Below are 15,084 nucleotides of genomic sequence, written 5' to 3'. Positions count from 1 at the left end.
TTCCTCCGTCAACTCCGGTGAACGCACGGACCGTTACAGCATCGCCCGACCGCCCCGCCACGTCGACCCCCGTACCGGCCCCGGGTGTTCGGGACCCGGCTGGCATGCTGGGCGCGTGAAGATCGCAGCAGCGCAGCTCACCTGCGTCCCGGCCGACATGTCCGCCAACACCGAGCGGGGCGTCGCCCTCGCCGCCGAGGCCCGGGAGCAGGGCGCCGAACTCGTCGTGTTCCCCGAGCTCACCCTCACCGGCTACGAGTTGGAGGCCCTGGCCGCCGACCCCGGGCTGTGGCTGGCGGACGCCGAAGACCCCCGGCTGGACCCGCTGCGCTCCACCGGCATCGCCGTCGCGGTCAACGCCGCGCTGCGCACCGCCGGTCCGCTGCCCGCCCTCGCGACCCTGGTCTACGGGGCGGACGGCAGGCACGTGACGACGTACGCCAAGCAGCACCTGTACGGGCACGAGCAGGGCGTGTTCGCGGCCGGAGAGAGCCCGGGGCGCTTCTCGCTCGGCGGGATCCGCTTCTCCCTCGGCGTCTGCTACGACAACCACTTCCCGCGGCTCACCGGCCTCGCGGCGGCCGACGGCTGCCGGGTGCACCTGGCGAGCTCCCTGTACGGCACGGGCGACGGCATCCGGGAGCGGGCCACCGTCTACCCCGGGATCGCCGAGGAGCACGGGCTGTACGTCGTCCTCGCCAACCACGTCGGCCCGGCGGGCCCGTGGACCGGCTGCGGACGGGCCGCGGTCTGGGCCCCGGGCGGCGCGCTGCTGGCCGAGGCGGACGACCGTACGGCCTCGGTGGTGACGGCGGAGGTCGGCGCCTGAGGGCCCGGACGTCAGCCGATCGCCGGGACCTTCGAGTGGCGTCCGGAGCGGGTGGTCCCGTCCCGTTCCGCGGGAGCCTCCGCCACCGCGGGCTCGCGGTCCCGCACCAGCGCCGGGAGCACCAGGGCGAACGCGGCCGCCGTGTAGACGGCGGTCCACAGCACCCAGCCGCCGGGCGGCGCCCAGTGTGCCGAGAACGGCACCCACGGCCCGTTGACGCCGACCGCGAAGCGCCGCAGCGCCCAGAAGAACGCCGCCGCGTTGGCCAGCGCCAGTCCGGCGACCCCGAAGCCGACGAGACGGCGCCACGGGAACCCTCGCTCGGGCGCGCGGCTCGCGCAGATCAGCACCGCCATCAGCGGCAGGCCCACGGCGAACGGCAGCAGGTAGCGGCCCTGCCAGACCATGCCGAGCTGCTCCGCCTGGGAGGCCTGGGCCACCACCGGCACCACCACGATCCCCACGAGCATGCCGACCAGGGCCACCGCCTCGCGCCCGCGGCCGTACGCCAGCCCCAGCGCGGTGACGACCGCGATCACGCCCAGCCAGACCAGCCAGGTGAAGGCGGGCGCCGGGGTGTCCAGCCAGCCGAAGTAGCCGAGCATCTGGTGGACGTACGTCTCGGTGTTGCCGAAGGTCTGCCGGGCCGCTTCCTTGGCGGTCAGCGTCTTGGGCGTGTTGATCACCGAGTTGTCGGGGTGCGCCCGCGCCCAGAGCAGCGCTCCGGCCATGGCCAGCCCGAGCAGCCCGGTCCACACCCACAGGGCCTTGCGGCGCAGTACCGAACGCAGGACGCCGCGCCGGGCGAGCAGCAGGCCGAACAAGACCGCGCCCGCGAACCAGATCAGCCCCAGCGGGCGGATGTTGATCAGCACGAGCCCGCCGATGCCGACCCGGGCCAGCCGCCGGTTCAGCAGCCGCGGATCGGGCGACATCAGGATCGACAGCAGGGCGGTCCACACGAGGATGCCGGCGGCGATCTCACCCCCGCTGGGGTTGACCATGCCGGCCATGTAGAGGGCCATCGGCGTGGCCGCGGTGAAGACGCCCAGCAGCGCCACCGAGCGCCGGCGCCGCCACTCCGCGGCCGTGACCACGGCGCTCGCCAGCAGGGCCGAGCACAGCGCCGCCGACATCAACCGCATCAGGTACAGGCCCTTGGGGCCGTCGACCAGCAGGCTCGGCCAGCCGGTCACCAGGTAGTACGCCGGGTGGTAGCGGCCGGCGGCGGTGGTGACCTGGACGGTCTTCTCCGAGTGGCCGATCGCGGGCGCACAGGAGGCGGGCTTGTCCTCGTGCCAGGCGTAGCACTCGTGCTGCTTGGGCAGCGGCTTGTACCACTCGGGGAGCTGCACCCCGGTCTCGGCGAACTTGCCCTCGATGCCCGCCACCATGTGCGGGACCATCACCTCGGGGCCGCCGATCTGGCCCCGGGCGACGGCGGCCGCGCGGATGAAGTGGGCGTGCTCGTCCGGGGAGCCGCCGAGGGGGGTGGCGGCGGACCAGGAGGCCGCGAGCGTGAAGAACAGCGCGAAGGCGATGGCCCAGAGCCGCTTCGGGGTCCGGGCCGACCAGTCGGCCAGGCGCGTCAGTGCGGAGATCATCGCTTCCTTCTGATCATCGGATGTAGCTCAGCCAGCTCTGGTCGCCGTCCTTGGAGCACTCGCCCTTCGGCGCGAACTTCGGACACGTCCCGTCCTGCTGCCGGATGGTGTGCGAGACCCAGGGCAGGATCCGGTAGGTGCCGTCCTGCGCCGGCATGTAGCGGTCGGACATCGAGGAGGACACGGTGCCGAGCAGCAGCAGGAGGGCGCAGAGGGTGCCGATCACGGCACCCTCGCGGCCGGGGAAGCCGGTCCGGACCGCGGCGGGTGCGGACGGCTCCGCGTCGGCGGGCGCGGTGGCCCCGGAGGCCGTGCGCCGCTCGGCCGGCTTCAGCGAGACCAGGTGCGCGACCAGCGCGCACAGGATCAGCCCGCAGTAGAGCAGCTGGTTGTTGGTGCGCGTGTACAGCTGGACCGTCTGCGTCTCGTACATGTGCGAAGCGATGTACATGCGCATGACCCACGCGCTGATGAACATCGCGGCGATGGTGACGACCAGCGGCTTGCGCAGACCCAGCCAGATCGCGGCGCCCAGGCAGAGGAAGGTCACGAGGGCGAACAGCCCGACCCCGCCGAACTCCCCCGGCGGCGGCCAGTCGCCCACCTTGCCGGGCATGTCCGTGCGCCACATCAGGTAGTAGGCGGGGTCGGTGAAGTTGTCGAAGCGGAAGTTGTAGTCCTTGGTGGTCTGCCCTTCCTTCAGCATGACCATCAGGTAGCGCCCGGCCACCACGAGGAACGCCGCCAGGGCGCTGCCCATGAAGGCCGCGCCCTTGAGCCGGCCGCTCTTCCACGGGAAGTACAGCAGGGCGGCGAACAGCACGCCGGCCGCACTCCACAGGAACCAGCCCGAGTACGTGAGGAACAGCACGCCCAGCACCGCGCCGAACCCGCCGCCCTTGAGCAGCAGCGGGCGCCAGCCCTCGGTGCCGCTGCGGCGCAGCGCCACGACCATGGCCACCAGCACCGGGATCAGCAGGACCAGCACGGTCTGGCTGTAGGGCTTGTACGCGTCGATCAGCGCGAAGGCGGGCGCGACACCGAAGGCCAGCGCCCGGACGGGACTCAGCAGCAGCCGCCAGGCGAGGTAGACGAGCGGGCCGAAGGCGGCGGCGCCGAGGATCTGGAGGTCCTTGAACGCGTACGCGGTGTTGCCGCCGTGGAACCACTCGGCGTAGTAGCCGAGGGTGTAGAGCGGCATCGGCGGGTAGACCGGTGAGCCCGAGGGCTGACCGTTCGCGACGGCGTGGGCCCATTCCACGATGCGGCCGCTGTCGCCGTTGAGGCCGAACATCGGCCACGGCGTGCCCAGCAGCGCGACGACGGCGCCCGCCGCGACGAAGCCGCTCGCCAGGCCGGCGAGGGCGGCGGCGGCCAGGCGCGTGGCGAGGTCGAAGTGGCGGCCGCCGCGCAGCCGCATCGCCAGCACCACGGCGCCGATGAAGAGGAGCCCGATCAGGGCGAACCGCAGCTGGATCGCGGCCAGGCCGCTGACCTGCGCGATCCGGTTGAGCGGGTTGAGCTTGAAGCCGCGTGCCAGCAGCGGGAGGACCAGGGCCGCGGCGAAGGCCACGAGGGCCTCCATCAGCAGGAGCCCGCCGCGGGAGCGCAGGGCGCGCCGCGGGGCCCGGTCCGCGTCCGAGGACTTCGAGCCGCCGGGGGCGTTCGCGGCCGGTCCGCTCGGGGGAACAGGGCGCACGGCCGCCGGCCCCTCGGTACTGACTGTCACTGACGGAGTCCCTACTGCTGGTCGGTGCTCGGCGCAACGGCCGGTCGTCGTCGTTCTCGGCGATCCACTGCCCGGCTCCGAGCCCACGGCTTCGTCGCCCGGAAGCTCCGACGGTTCCGACGGCTCCGAACGATGGCGGCGGGCGGCGGACTCAAGGACGGTGTGGGACGGCCTCGGCTCGTGCCGCCACGCATACTATCGGTCCGCCGGTGACGGCAACCGGTCCCGGAACCGCGGCGGTGGCAGGCCGGGACGGCCAGGTCAGTCGAGGGCCCCGAATCCTGCGAGCAGGAAGAGCAGCACCCAGCCGCCCAGCGACAGCCAGCCGAGCACCAGGCCGATCGTCGCGAGCCCGGTGCCCTCGTCGCCCCGCGCGCGGATCTGCGCCTTGGCGATGTGCCCGGTGGCCACGGCGCCCAGGCCCGCGGCGCCGAGCGTCGGCAGGCTCAGCACGCCGAGCGCCAGCGAGGCGATCGCCATCCCGTTGACCCGGCGGGCGGGCATCGGCATGGGCAGCGGAACCGGCATGGGCATCGGCCCGTACGCGGCGGGCAGCCCGGCGGCGGCGGCGCCGAACGGGCCCGGCATCGGCCCGGCCGGCAGGTCCGCGACCAACTGCGCGAGCTGGCCGTACGTCTGCGCCTTGTACGCGGCGTCGAAGCGCTGCCCGTACTCCTCGCGGGAGAGCCGGCCCTCGGCGTAGGCGGCCTTGAGCACGTCCACCGTCCGGTCCCGGTCGGTGTTCGAGGCGCGCATCGAGGACTGCGCGCTGGGCGCGGGCTGCCACGGCTGCCCGTACGGCTGCTGCTGCGGGCGGACCGGGTACGGCTGCCCCCACGGCTGTTCGGCCATCCGGCCACCTCCCGAAGCCCCTGCGCGCGGTACGCGTCTCTCCAGGATGGAGGACGAACGGACCGCCACGATAGTTGCGGGACCCGCGGGCCCACACCTGTGACGAGGACGACGTGTGTGATGGGGTGTCGGGCATGACCGACTTCGAGACGATCACGGTTCCGGCCCGCCTCAGCGGATACCCCGGGGTGGCCTTCGGCGGCTACGTGGCCGGGCTGCTGGCCGCGCGGGCGGCCGCGAAGACCGTACGGGTGGACTTCCGCCGGCCGGTGCCCACGGACGTCCCGGTCCGGCTCGCCCCGACCGCCGACGGCGGCGCCCGGCTGGTGGACGGCGAGCTCCTGCTGGCGGCGGCCGGCCCCGCCGAACCGGCCGTGGAGGCTCCCGAGCCCCCGTCCTGGGAGCAGGCCTCGGCCGCGGCCGAGGCCTACCGGGCGGCGCCTCCGGACGGGATGGTCGACTGCTTCGGCTGCGGTCTGCACCGCACCCCCGACACCGGCCTGCGCCTGCACTGCGGCCGGGTGTCCGGCGGCCCGCTGGTCGCCGCCGCCTGGACCCCGGGTCCCGCGCTCGGCGATGCGGACGGGCTGCTTCCGCCCGAGCTGGTGTGGGGTGCGCTGGACTGCCCGGGCAACGCGGCCGGGCGGCTGCTCGACGACCGGCGGGCCGGTGCCGTCACGGCGGCCCTGACCGCGCGGCTGCTGCGCCCGGTGCCGGTCGGCGCCGGCCTCGTCTCGTACGCCTGGCTGCTCGGCAGCGAGGGCCGCAAGTACCGCGTGGGCACCGCCCTGGCCACCGCCGACGGCGATCTGTGCGCGATCGGCGAGGCCCTGTGGGTGGAACCCCGCGCCTAGGCCCTGTGCGGCCCGGCTACTGCGCGTACGGGTTCTGCTGCGGCGCCTGGTACCTGGGCTCGGCCGCGTAAGGCCCCGGGTGGGGGGACTGCTGTCGCGGGGCCGGGTGCTCCGGGTGGCCGGGCTGTCCCGGGTACCCCTGCCGTGCCGCCGCGTCGGGGCCCTCGGCCCCGTCCCGGTCCCCGTCGGCCTGCTCCTCGTCCTCGCCGCGCAGCTCCCGGACCATGAGCGTGGCCCCCGCCACCGCACCCGGCATCAGGAACACCGCGACCAGCGGCACCAGGAACGCCAGTACCAGCGGGACCCCGAAGCCGAGCACCATCGCGCGGCGTCCGCGCAGCAGGGCCAGCCGCTCCTTCAGCTCCACCTCTCGGCGCTGGAGGGCGACGGCGGTGAGCTCCTCGGTGAGGAAGAACCCGGACACGCAGAACCCGATCGCCGGGATCACGGTCTGTCCGACGACGGGGATGAAGCCCAAGGCGAAGAGCAGGATCCCGTACAGCAGCACCCGGACGAGCACCTTGATGCTGTCCCGGGCCGAGATCCACAGCTCCCGGGCCAGCGGCAGCCCGGATTCGGGGGCGTCGCCGCCGACGCTGCGGTCGACCTGCTCCGAGAGGGACTCGTAGAACGGCTGCCCGATCAGCAGGGTCACGGCGGTGAAGGTGATCACCGCGACGAAGAGGCCGAGGCAGAAGACGAGGGCGGTCAGGAAGCCCCGGAACAGGCCGAGCCACGGCGCCGACCAGTCGTCGGCGAAGGGGGTGGCCCAGGCGGTCAGGTCGTCGGCGCCGTAGCCGAGCCCGATCAGCGCGCCGGTGTACAGCACCAGCGCGAGCAGCCCCGGCAGCAGGCCGAAACCCAGCCACCGGCCGTGACGGAACACCCATCTCTGTCCGGCCAGCAGATGACCGAATCCCCCCGCAAGATCACGCATGGGGCACAGCTTACGGCGAAGGCCGCACCCCGTGACCGGGGTGCGGCCTTCGCGCGGCGAGCGCGATCAGACGGCGAGCTCGACCGTGATGTTGCCGCGGGTCGCCTTGGAGTACGGGCAGACCTGGTGGGCCTTCTCGATGAGGTCCTTGGCGGTGGCGACGTCCACGTTCGGGATCGAGGCGGAGATCTTGACGATCAGGCCGAAGCCGTCGTCGTTCTTGCCGATGCCGACCTCGGCGGTGACGGTCGAACCGGAGATGTCCGCGTTCTCGTTGCGGGCGACGACACCGAGCGCGCCCTGGAAGCAGGCGCTGTAGCCGGCGGCGAACAGCTGCTCCGGGTTGGTGCCGGCGCCGCTGCCGCCCATCTCCTTCGGCGGGTTCACGACGACGTCGAGCTGACCGTCGTTGGTCGCGACGCGGCCGTCGCGGCCGTTCTCGGCGGTGGCCACGGCGGTGTACAGAACGTCGGACTGCTGGATGGACATGTGAAGAGATCCTCCTGGTATGCGCCGTGACTCGCGCCCACGATCACGACGGCCTGGGGTGAGCCTAACCGGTGAAGGAAACGATCATCTTTCCGGTGTTCTCGCCGCGCAGCATGCCGAGGAAGGCCTCGGTCGCGTTCTCCACGCCCTCGACGACGGTCTCGTCGGCCACGAGCTCACCGGAGCGCAGCCAGCCGGCGACGTCCTGGACGAACTGCGGCTGGAGCCCGGCGTGGTCGCCGACGAGCACGCCCTGCAGGCGCAGCCGCTTGCCGATGACCAGGGCCAGGTTGCGCGGGCCGGGGGTCGGCTCGGTGGCGTTGTACTGGGCGATCGCCCCGCACAGGGTGGCGCGGCCGTGCACGTTCAGGGAGGAGATGGCGGCCTCCAGGTGGTCGCCGCCGACGTTGTCGAAGTAGACGTCGATGCCCTCGGGGGCGGCCTCCTTCAGCTGCTCGCCTACGGGGCCGTTCTTGTAGTTGAAGGCGGCGTCGAAGCCGTACTTCTCCGTGAGGAGCGTCACCTTCTCGTCCGAGCCGGCCGAGCCGATGACTCGAGCGGCGCCCTTGATCTTCGCGAACTGGCCGACGAGGCTGCCGACCGCGCCCGCCGCGCCGGAGACGAAGACGGTGTCACCCTGCTTGAAGGAGGCCACCTCGAAGAGGCCGGCGTAGGCGGTCAGGCCGGGCATGCCGAGCACGCCGAGGTAGGCGGAGAGCGGGGCGAGCGCGGCGTCGACCTTGGTGGCGTGCTTGGCGTCCACGTCGGCGTACTCGCGCCAGCCGAGGCCGTGCAGGACGTGGTCGCCGACCGCGAACCGCTCGTCGGCGGAGGCGACGACCTCGCCGACCGCGCCGCCGTCCATCGGCCGGTCCAGCTGGAACGGCGGGACGTAGGACTTCACGTCGTTCATCCGGCCGCGCATGTACGGGTCGACGGACATGTGCAGGTTGCGCACCAGGATCCGGCCCGGGGCCGGGGCCGCGACCTCGACCTCGCGCAGGGCGAAGTCCTCGGCGACGGGCCAGCCCTGCGGACGGCGGACGAGGTGCCACTCGCGGCTGACGGCAGGGATCTCAGACATGTGCGCTCCCGAATCGAGGAATCGACGAATACTTCAGTAGGTGAAACAACCATGCGCCTGGATATTTCATGTTGTCAAGTAAATGGGTACTCTGGATCCATGCCCAGTCGTCGCGCAGATCCCCTGACCCTTGAGGTTGTCGAGCTCATCGGCTCCGTCGTGGCCCGCTACCACGAGGAGTACGAGGACGCGGCCGCCAGCCACCAGCTCACCGGCGCCCAGGCGCGGGTGCTGACCCTGCTGTCCCTGGAGCCGATGCCGATGCGGCGGATCGCCCAGCAGCTGAAGTGCGAGCCCTCGAACATCACGGGCATCGTGGACCGGCTGGAGTCGCGCGGCCTGGTCGAGCGCAGGCCGGACCCGGCGGACCGCCGGGTGAAGCTGGCCGCCCCGACGCAGGAGGGCCTGCAGACCGCGGACCGGCTGCGCGAGTCGCTGGACTTCGCGCGCGAACCGCTGGCCGGGCTGTCCACGGCCGAGCGGGCGGTCCTGCGGGACCTGCTCAAGCGGATGCTGGGCTGAGCGCCCGGGGCACTACTCGGTGCAGAAGATCTGCCACCACTTGCACTTCGGCGGCTGCGGCGTCGGGCTGGGGCTCGGCGACGGCGGCTGCGCCGACCCGGAAGCACTCGGCGACGGCTTCCCCGACTGGCTCGGCTTTACGGACGGCCCCGGCCCGGTGGCCCCCTTCGTCGGCCCCGTCCTGCCCGACGCGGAGGCGGACACCGTCGGACCCGGCTGCGCGGACCCCTCGGCGGACGCCCCGGGCCCGGCCGGCTGCGTACCGCCCGCGGTGGCCTTCGCGGACCCGGAGGCCTTCACCGGCTTCAGCGCCGTGGGGGCGGCGGGAGTCCCCTTGCCGCTCGGCAGCGGAGCGGGATCCTGCGGGCCGTTCCCGTCGGTGAGCACCACCTCGGCGGCCCGGTCGGTCGTCTGCCCCTCGGTGACGATCCGGGCCAGCACGACCGTGCCCCCGACCGCGAGCGCCAGGCCCAGCCCGAGCGTCAGCAGCGTCCGGCGGCGCCTGCGGTGCGTGGCGCGGCGCCGCGACCCGGCCCGACCGCCCCGGTCCGCACCGGACAGGACGACGAGCGAGTCCGCGAACGGATCGGCGAGCGGGTTGTCTGCCGCAGTCGGCGCGGAGCCGTACGGGCCGGCGGGCGCGGCGGACACCCCGGGCGCGGCGGGTGGCAGGTACTCGATCGGGGTACCGCAGCCGGCGCACGCCAGGGCGCCGTTGAGGTGTCTCCGGCACGCGTGGCAGTAGTCCATGACGACCGCACGCTACGTGGTTCCCCGCAACATCCGTATCGCGGGTTCGTGGAGGTCCTGTGTGGAATCGTGGCCTCCATGACTGCGTCCGCATCCCCCGGACCCTTCGGTCCGGCCGCCTTCCAGCTGGTGCTCCTGCGTCGGATGGCGGACTTCCGGCCGGACCTCGCCGAGGAGGCGCGGCGGCGCCTCGGCGCCTCGCTCGCCGAACAGCGGGAGGCGAACAAGCGCTGGCAGGCGATGGTCCGCTCGCCCCGCTCGCGCGGTGCGCTGGCCCGCTACCGCTCGGTGCTCGGGCCCCCGGAGTCCGCACAGCCGCGCACCATCGGCGATCTGGAGTGCGAGGCCCTGCTGTGGCCGGTGCCGCTCTGGCCGGACCTGCGCTTCGAGGTGCTGGCGGCGCCGGACGGGGCGGTGTGGAACGAGTGGCTGGTCCGGGCCCCGGGTGCGCGGGGGCCCGTACTGGAGACTCCGCAGGACCTGGCCCCCTGGTCGGCCACGGTCGACGAGGTGGCGCGGGCCTTCGCCCCGGTGCGCCCGCTGGAGGGGACCGCGCCGACCCGGTGGCGTCTGGCGTTCAGCGCGCAGGGGCGGCCGTGCGTGGCGGAGTTCACGTACGGCCTGCTCCAGCGCGTCGCGGTGGACGGGGTCGAGCTCTAGGGGGTGTCCGGGCGACTACGAGGCGAGGAAGGCCCGGACCCCGGCCGAGGTGGCGTCGTCCCCCAGCAGGTCGTTGTGGGCCAGGCAGCCGACCGGCATGTTGGCGGCGCCGGTGAGCGGGACGCTGTTGTCGGGGTTGACGACCTCGTCGCAGTTCGACCAGAAGGTCGCGTACTTCACCGCGCCCGGGGTCTCGTCCCCGGCGTTCAGGTTCTTCACGACGTACGAACCGGGGGTCATGTCCCGGCACGCCTGGTCCCACAGGGCGCAGGCCCACGCGGTGGAGGTGCCGTGGTTGGGGCCGGCCAGCGAGACCCAGTGGCCGACGGTGGCGGTGCCGCCGCCGAACTTCACGTACCAGCGGGCGACCAGCGAGCCGAGCGAGTGCGCCACGATGTCCACCTGGGCGGCGCCGGTCTGCCGGCGGACCTGGTCGACGTACGCGCCGAGCTGTCCGGCCACGACCTCGTTGACGGACTGGTGCGTGTCGTAACCCCACGAGAAGAGCTCGGAGTCCGCGTACCCGGCGGCGCGCAGGTCCTCGCGCAGGCCGCCCCAGACGCCCGGGTCCGCGTTGTAGCCGTGGACGAGGACGACCGGGTTGTGCGGCTGCACAGGGGTGGCGGCCTGGGCCGGGAAGGGGGCGAGGAGCGCCAGGCACAGCGTCAGGAGCGCGAGCAGTTTCTGGCGGGGCGTCAGCATGGGGTCCCCTTTACCTTGTTACGCGCGAGTAGCGCGGTCAGTGGCGGCATGGTGCTGCCTGTCGGTACAGAAATCCACCCCCGTGCAGCACCTCTCGCCCCGTGCGACACACCCGGCCGGAGCAGCCCAACGGGCGCTATGACCCATTCGCCCGAGAAGATATGAAATGCAACCGGCAGCCGCCGGACTCTTGCGCCAGCGCTCTCGGGAGGATCTGCCGTGACCGTCAGTCTTGAGCAGTTGCGCCGCTGCCACGTCGCCGTCGACCTGGGAGCAGCCAGGACCCGCGTCTACGTCAAGGGCGCCGGCCTGGTCGTCGACGAGCCCAGCGTCGCCGCCGTCAACACCCGCACCGGCGCGCTCATCGCGGTCGGTTCCTTCGCCGAGCGGATGACGGGCCGCACGCCCGACTACATCCGCGTCGTGCGCCCCGTCTCCGGCGGCACCGTCGTCGACATCGAGATGGCCCAGCGGATGCTGCGCCACCTGCTCGGCGAGAAGCTGCGCCGCGCCCTGCGCCGCAAGCCCCGGCTGCGGGCCGCCGCCTGCACCCCGCACGACGCCGACCCGCTCGCGCAGCGGGCCGCCGTCGAGACGATGGTCGGGCTCGGCGCCCGGCGCGTCGAACTCGTCGACACCCTGATCGCGGCGGCCGTCGGCTGCGGCCTGCCCGTGGAGCAGCCGACCGCGACGATGATCATGGTGTGCGGGGCCGCCGCCACGCAGGTCGCCGTCCTCTCCCTCGGCTCGATCGTCACCGCGCAGCGGATCCCGGTCGGCGGCGAGGCCATCGACCACGCCGTCGTCCAGCACCTGCGCCACGCGCACGAGCTGATGCTGCCGAGCCAGGCCGTCCGGCCGCTCCAGGTGGCCCTGCACGGCAACGGCATCACCGACGGAGGCCCCGCCTCCACCCTCATCCACGGCCGCGACGTGGCCACCGGGCTGGCCCGCTCCGTCCACGTGGACACCGCCGCCGTCCGGGACGCCATCCACACCCCGCTGACCGCCGTCCTCGACGGCATCGGCAAGGTGCTGCGGGACTGCCCGCCGGACCTGGTCGCCGACCTGACGGACCGGGGGATCATGATGGTGGGAGGCAGCGCCCTGCTGCCGGGCCTGGACCAGATGCTGCGCGACGCCACCGGAATGCCCGTCGCCATCGCGGAACGGCCGGACGTGTGCGCCGTGCTCGGTCTCGGCATGATGCTCGAAGGGAAGATCGCCCCGATGGTCCTCAACCCGCTGGCCGAATGACGAACGCGGCGCCCGGGCCGGCCGATCCCGCGGAACGGGCCGGGCTGCCCGTGCTCCTGGAGGCGGTGCTCAGCGTCGGCTCCGAACTGGAGCTGCAGGCCACCCTCCAGCACATCGTGGACTCGGCGACCGAGCTGTGCGCGGCCCGGTACGGAGCGCTCGGGGTCATCGACCCCGAGCGCATCCGGCTGACCGAGCTGTACACGGCCGGAATGAGCGAGGCGGAGCGCGCCGCCATCCCCCGGCTGCCCGACGGGCGCACGGGCCTGATCGGCACGCTGATCACCGATCCGCGCCCGCTGGTGCTGGAGGACCTGACGAAGGACCCGCGCTCGGCGGGGTTCCCGCCCGGCCATCCCGACATGCACAGCTTCCTGGGCGTGCCGATCCGGGTCCACACGGAGGTCTTCGGCAACCTCTACCTCACCGAGAAACAGGGCGGCGGCACGTTCACGGACGAGGACCTCGCGCTGGTACGGGTCCTGGCCTCGCAGGCGGGGATAGCGATCGGCAACGCCCGGCTGTACGAGACTGCCCGCCGCCGGGAGCGCTGGATCGAGGGCGCCGCCGCGGTCACCACGACCCTGCTGGCCGGCCGCCCGGCCGCCGACGCGCTGATGTGCGTGGCCGAACGGGCCCGGCTGCTCGCGGACGCTGCTGCCGGGGTGGTCCTGCAGCCGACCCCGGAGGGCGGCATGGAGATCGTGGCCGCCTCCACGCACGGGGACCCCGGGGACCTGGTCGGCACGGCGATCGCCCCCGGCTCGCCGGTCCTGGTGCAACTCCTCGGCGGCGAACCCGTCTTCATAGAGGACTCGGCGACCGACCCCCGGATGACCACCCACGTGCGGGAACGATTCGGCCCGAGCATGATGCTGCCGCTCCAGAGCGGCGGCCAGCTGATCGGCACCCTGGCCCTGCCGCGCGCCCGGGGCGGACGCCCCTACGACGCCGTGGACCGGCTGCTGGCCTCGCAGTTCGCCTCCCAGGCCGCGCTGGCCCTCGTACTGGCGGACGCGCAGCACGACCGCGAGCAACTGGCGATCTACGAGGACCGCGACCGGATCGCGCGGGACCTGCACGACCTGGTGGTCCAGCGGCTGTTCGCCACCGAGATGATGCTGGAGAGCACGAAGAAGCGCTCCGCGTCGGCGCCGGCCGGGGACACGGTGGGGGACGAACTCGGCCGGGCGGTGGACGAGCTCGACTCCACCATCCAGGAGGTCCGCACCGCCATCTTCGCCCTCCAGCAGCCGCCGAGCGACGCCCCGACGACGGTCCGCGGCCGGATCCTGCGGGAGACGGGCGGAGCGGCGGTCCTCCTGGGCTTCCAGCCGTCGGTCCACTTCGCGGGCGCGGTGGACGCCCTGCTCCCCGAGCCGGTGACGGGCGACCTCCTCTCCGCCCTGCGCGGCGCCCTGGCCGCGGCCCACCGCCGCTCGCAGGTCACCTCGATCGAGGTCGTGGTGGAGGCGACCCCGACCCGCGTCCGCCTGAAGGTCACGGACGACGGCCGCACGGAGTCGGGGGCCCGGGGGACGACGGTGGACTGGGAGTCGGCGCTCTAGGAGTCGGCCCTGTGGGAGCCGGCGCTCCGGGAGCCGGCGCTGTGGGAGCCTCCGTGCGGCCGTACTACGTCGCGGCGGGCCCGTGGGCGCCCTTGAGGGCGATCCGGGTACTGGACTGCGCCACGCCCGCCTCCCGCTTGAGCCGGCGCAGCAGCGCGTCGAGCGCGGCGGGATCGGCGGCCCGGGCCCGCACGAGGTAGTCGTACTCCCCCGTCACGTGCACCACCTCGGTGATCCCGGGAAGCGTGACGACCCGCTGCTCGAACTCCTCGTTGGTGGTGTCCTGCCGCAGGCTCAGGTCGATGAAGACCACCAGCCCGCCCCGGGTGTCGGCGGCCGGATCCACGATGACGGTGAACCCGCGGATCACCCCGTCCCGCCGCATCCGGCGCACCCGGTCGGCGGTGGCGTTGGCACTGAGCCCGACGCGCACGCCGAGGTCGCGGTACGAGATCCGCGCATCCTGCTGCAGGATGCCGAGGATTTCCCTGTCGAGGCGGTCCATACCGCGATTCTCGCAGTCGAGGCCGATAAGCGCCGCTGCACCCGACGCCCTTGCGCCCACTCTCGTCGCCATGAACGGATTTCTCTCCCCCGCGTTCTCGGGGGCGGTCGCGGGCCTGGGCGTGGCGATGCCGATGGGTGCGATGAGCGTGCTGCTGCTCCAGGAGGCGATGCGACACCGCCGCACGGCGATGGCCGCGGCGGCGGGCATCGCGGCGGTGGACCTCGCCTACGCGGCCGCCGCCACGGCCCTGGGCCCCTGGGTGGCCTCCCACGTCGCCCCGATCGAGGCCTGGATCCGCCTGCTTTCGGCGGCGATCCTCCTGTCGATAGCCGCCCACGCCCTCCATCGCAGCCGCGCACTCGCGGCCCCCGCGGATCCGGCCCCGCCGGCGTCCGGGGCGCCGGATCCGGAGCGGAGCCACGGAACCGGGCGCGGCGGGGCCGCGGCCCGGGCCTTCGCCCGCTACGTCGGCCTCACCGCCGTCAACCCCACCACCGCCCTCTACTTCGCCGCCCTCACCACCGCCCAGGCCTCCGCCCTCACCACCCCCGCCACCGCCGCCGCCTTCCTGGCCGGCGTGGCCGCCGCGTCCCTCCTGTGGCAGCAGACCCTCGTCGCGATCGGCGCCGCCGCCGGCCGCCGGATCTCCCCCGCCGCCCGCGCCTGGACCTTCCGCCTCGGCTACGGCCTCGTCGCCGCCTACGCCCTCAAGCTCGCCTTCCCGCTTCCCTAGGGGGCG

At 73.5% G+C, this 15,084-nt stretch carries 16 protein-coding genes; 7 read left to right on the top strand and 9 right to left on the bottom strand.

The annotated features are described in order from the left end of the window. Positions 1 to 115 precede the first annotated feature (115 nt). Entirely contained in the window at positions 116 to 829 is a 714-nt protein-coding gene (locus ACFYZS_RS14990; RefSeq protein WP_389011501.1) for a carbon-nitrogen hydrolase family protein, read from the top strand. A gap of 11 nt (positions 830 to 840) precedes the next feature. Here ACFYZS_RS14990 and ACFYZS_RS14985 read toward each other — a convergent pair whose 3' ends face one another. From ACFYZS_RS14985 to ACFYZS_RS14975, 3 genes are all read right to left on the bottom strand, one after another. Beyond that, positions 841 to 2,433, bottom strand: coding sequence for a DUF2142 domain-containing protein (locus ACFYZS_RS14985; protein ID WP_389011498.1), 1,593 nt, complete (start codon positions 2,431 to 2,433; stop codon positions 841 to 843). 13 nt (positions 2,434 to 2,446) lie between these two features. After that, the gene (locus tag ACFYZS_RS14980; protein ID WP_389011495.1) at positions 2,447 to 4,132 is read right to left on the bottom strand and encodes a hypothetical protein; all 1,686 of its coding nucleotides are present in this window, start codon (positions 4,130 to 4,132) and stop codon (positions 2,447 to 2,449) included. 291 nt (positions 4,133 to 4,423) lie between these two features. Beyond that, positions 4,424 to 5,014 carry a DUF1707 and DUF4190 domain-containing protein gene (locus ACFYZS_RS14975; protein ID WP_389011492.1) on the bottom strand — a complete coding sequence of 197 codons (591 nt, stop codon included), beginning with the start codon at positions 5,012 to 5,014 and terminating at the stop codon, positions 4,424 to 4,426. Between the two features lie 134 nt (positions 5,015 to 5,148). On the opposite strand from ACFYZS_RS14975, the gene ACFYZS_RS14970 reads away from it, so the two are divergent. After that, positions 5,149 to 5,868, top strand: a complete 720-nt coding sequence (locus ACFYZS_RS14970) for a hypothetical protein (protein ID WP_389011489.1) — start codon at positions 5,149 to 5,151, stop codon at positions 5,866 to 5,868. Positions 5,869 to 5,884: 16 nt separating this feature from the next. Here the strand turns inward: ACFYZS_RS14970 and ACFYZS_RS14965 are convergent, their stop codons facing one another. From ACFYZS_RS14965 to ACFYZS_RS14955, 3 genes are all read right to left on the bottom strand, one after another. Continuing rightward, a complete protein-coding gene (locus tag ACFYZS_RS14965; protein ID WP_389011486.1) occupies positions 5,885 to 6,805 on the bottom strand; it encodes an EI24 domain-containing protein in 921 nt (306 codons plus the stop codon). Positions 6,806 to 6,871: 66 nt separating this feature from the next. Continuing rightward, complete coding sequence (locus ACFYZS_RS14960; protein ID WP_266788214.1) at positions 6,872 to 7,294, bottom strand: organic hydroperoxide resistance protein; 423 nt, start codon at positions 7,292 to 7,294, stop codon at positions 6,872 to 6,874. A 64-nt stretch (positions 7,295 to 7,358) separates the two neighbouring features. Beyond that, on the bottom strand, positions 7,359 to 8,378 hold the full coding sequence (locus tag ACFYZS_RS14955) for an NADP-dependent oxidoreductase (RefSeq protein WP_389011482.1): 1,020 nt from the start codon (positions 8,376 to 8,378) through the stop codon (positions 7,359 to 7,361). A gap of 99 nt (positions 8,379 to 8,477) precedes the next feature. On the opposite strand from ACFYZS_RS14955, the gene ACFYZS_RS14950 reads away from it, so the two are divergent. After that, positions 8,478 to 8,900 (top strand): MarR family winged helix-turn-helix transcriptional regulator, encoded by a 423-nt coding sequence (locus tag ACFYZS_RS14950; protein ID WP_389011479.1) that lies wholly within the window; start codon positions 8,478 to 8,480, stop codon positions 8,898 to 8,900. A 12-nt stretch (positions 8,901 to 8,912) separates the two neighbouring features. On the opposite strand, the gene ACFYZS_RS14945 is transcribed toward ACFYZS_RS14950, so the two are convergent. After that, positions 8,913 to 9,650 (bottom strand): hypothetical protein, encoded by a 738-nt coding sequence (locus tag ACFYZS_RS14945; protein ID WP_389011476.1) that lies wholly within the window; start codon positions 9,648 to 9,650, stop codon positions 8,913 to 8,915. Positions 9,651 to 9,728: 78 nt separating this feature from the next. Here ACFYZS_RS14945 and ACFYZS_RS14940 point away from each other — a divergent pair, with 78 nt between their 5' ends. Continuing rightward, positions 9,729 to 10,310: a hypothetical protein gene (locus ACFYZS_RS14940; RefSeq protein WP_389011473.1), complete on the top strand. Its 582-nt coding sequence runs from the start codon at positions 9,729 to 9,731 to the stop codon at positions 10,308 to 10,310. A gap of 15 nt (positions 10,311 to 10,325) precedes the next feature. On the opposite strand, the gene ACFYZS_RS14935 is transcribed toward ACFYZS_RS14940, so the two are convergent. Continuing rightward, on the bottom strand, positions 10,326 to 11,012 hold the full coding sequence (locus tag ACFYZS_RS14935) for an esterase/lipase family protein (RefSeq protein WP_389011470.1): 687 nt from the start codon (positions 11,010 to 11,012) through the stop codon (positions 10,326 to 10,328). A gap of 219 nt (positions 11,013 to 11,231) precedes the next feature. Between ACFYZS_RS14935 and ACFYZS_RS14930 the strand changes: the two genes are divergently transcribed. Together ACFYZS_RS14930 and ACFYZS_RS14925 are read left to right on the top strand one after the other, a co-directional pair. After that, positions 11,232 to 12,269 (top strand): rod shape-determining protein, encoded by a 1,038-nt coding sequence (locus ACFYZS_RS14930; RefSeq protein WP_389011467.1) that lies wholly within the window; start codon positions 11,232 to 11,234, stop codon positions 12,267 to 12,269. Beyond that, entirely contained in the window at positions 12,266 to 13,837 is a 1,572-nt protein-coding gene (locus tag ACFYZS_RS14925; protein WP_389011464.1) for a GAF domain-containing protein, read from the top strand. The genes ACFYZS_RS14930 and ACFYZS_RS14925 overlap by 4 nt, the downstream gene beginning before the upstream one ends. A 64-nt stretch (positions 13,838 to 13,901) precedes the next feature. Here the strand turns inward: ACFYZS_RS14925 and ACFYZS_RS14920 are convergent, their stop codons facing one another. Beyond that, on the bottom strand, positions 13,902 to 14,342 hold the full coding sequence (locus tag ACFYZS_RS14920) for an Lrp/AsnC family transcriptional regulator (RefSeq protein ID WP_389011461.1): 441 nt from the start codon (positions 14,340 to 14,342) through the stop codon (positions 13,902 to 13,904). A 70-nt stretch (positions 14,343 to 14,412) separates the two neighbouring features. Between ACFYZS_RS14920 and ACFYZS_RS14915 the strand changes: the two genes are divergently transcribed. Beyond that, a complete protein-coding gene (locus tag ACFYZS_RS14915) occupies positions 14,413 to 15,078 on the top strand; it encodes a LysE family transporter (protein ID WP_389011458.1) in 666 nt (221 codons plus the stop codon). Positions 15,079 to 15,084 lie beyond the last annotated feature (6 nt).

Origin of the sequence: Streptomyces sp. NPDC001903 (assembly GCF_042891345.1) — a bacterium.
GTDB lineage: Bacteria > Actinomycetota > Actinomycetes > Streptomycetales > Streptomycetaceae > Streptomyces.
This window is presented reverse-complemented; position numbering and strand designations above follow the sequence as displayed.

Coding starts and splice junctions, on each gene's coding strand:
- ACFYZS_RS14985 (WP_389011498.1), bottom strand. CDS start 2,433: ATGATCTCCGCACTGACGCGCCTGGCCGACTGGTCGGCCCGGACCCCG.
- ACFYZS_RS14975 (WP_389011492.1), bottom strand. CDS start 5,014: ATGGCCGAACAGCCGTGGGGGCAGCCGTACCCGGTCCGCCCGCAGCAG.
- ACFYZS_RS14970 (WP_389011489.1), top strand. CDS start 5,149: ATGACCGACTTCGAGACGATCACGGTTCCGGCCCGCCTCAGCGGATAC.
- ACFYZS_RS14965 (WP_389011486.1), bottom strand. CDS start 6,805: ATGCGTGATCTTGCGGGGGGATTCGGTCATCTGCTGGCCGGACAGAGA.
- ACFYZS_RS14960 (WP_266788214.1), bottom strand. CDS start 7,294: ATGTCCATCCAGCAGTCCGACGTTCTGTACACCGCCGTGGCCACCGCC.
- ACFYZS_RS14955 (WP_389011482.1), bottom strand. CDS start 8,378: ATGTCTGAGATCCCTGCCGTCAGCCGCGAGTGGCACCTCGTCCGCCGT.
- ACFYZS_RS14950 (WP_389011479.1), top strand. CDS start 8,478: ATGCCCAGTCGTCGCGCAGATCCCCTGACCCTTGAGGTTGTCGAGCTC.
- ACFYZS_RS14945 (WP_389011476.1), bottom strand. CDS start 9,650: ATGGACTACTGCCACGCGTGCCGGAGACACCTCAACGGCGCCCTGGCG.
- ACFYZS_RS14940 (WP_389011473.1), top strand. CDS start 9,729: ATGACTGCGTCCGCATCCCCCGGACCCTTCGGTCCGGCCGCCTTCCAG.
- ACFYZS_RS14935 (WP_389011470.1), bottom strand. CDS start 11,012: ATGCTGACGCCCCGCCAGAAACTGCTCGCGCTCCTGACGCTGTGCCTG.
- ACFYZS_RS14925 (WP_389011464.1), top strand. CDS start 12,266: ATGACGAACGCGGCGCCCGGGCCGGCCGATCCCGCGGAACGGGCCGGG.
- ACFYZS_RS14920 (WP_389011461.1), bottom strand. CDS start 14,342: ATGGACCGCCTCGACAGGGAAATCCTCGGCATCCTGCAGCAGGATGCG.
- ACFYZS_RS14915 (WP_389011458.1), top strand. CDS start 14,413: ATGAACGGATTTCTCTCCCCCGCGTTCTCGGGGGCGGTCGCGGGCCTG.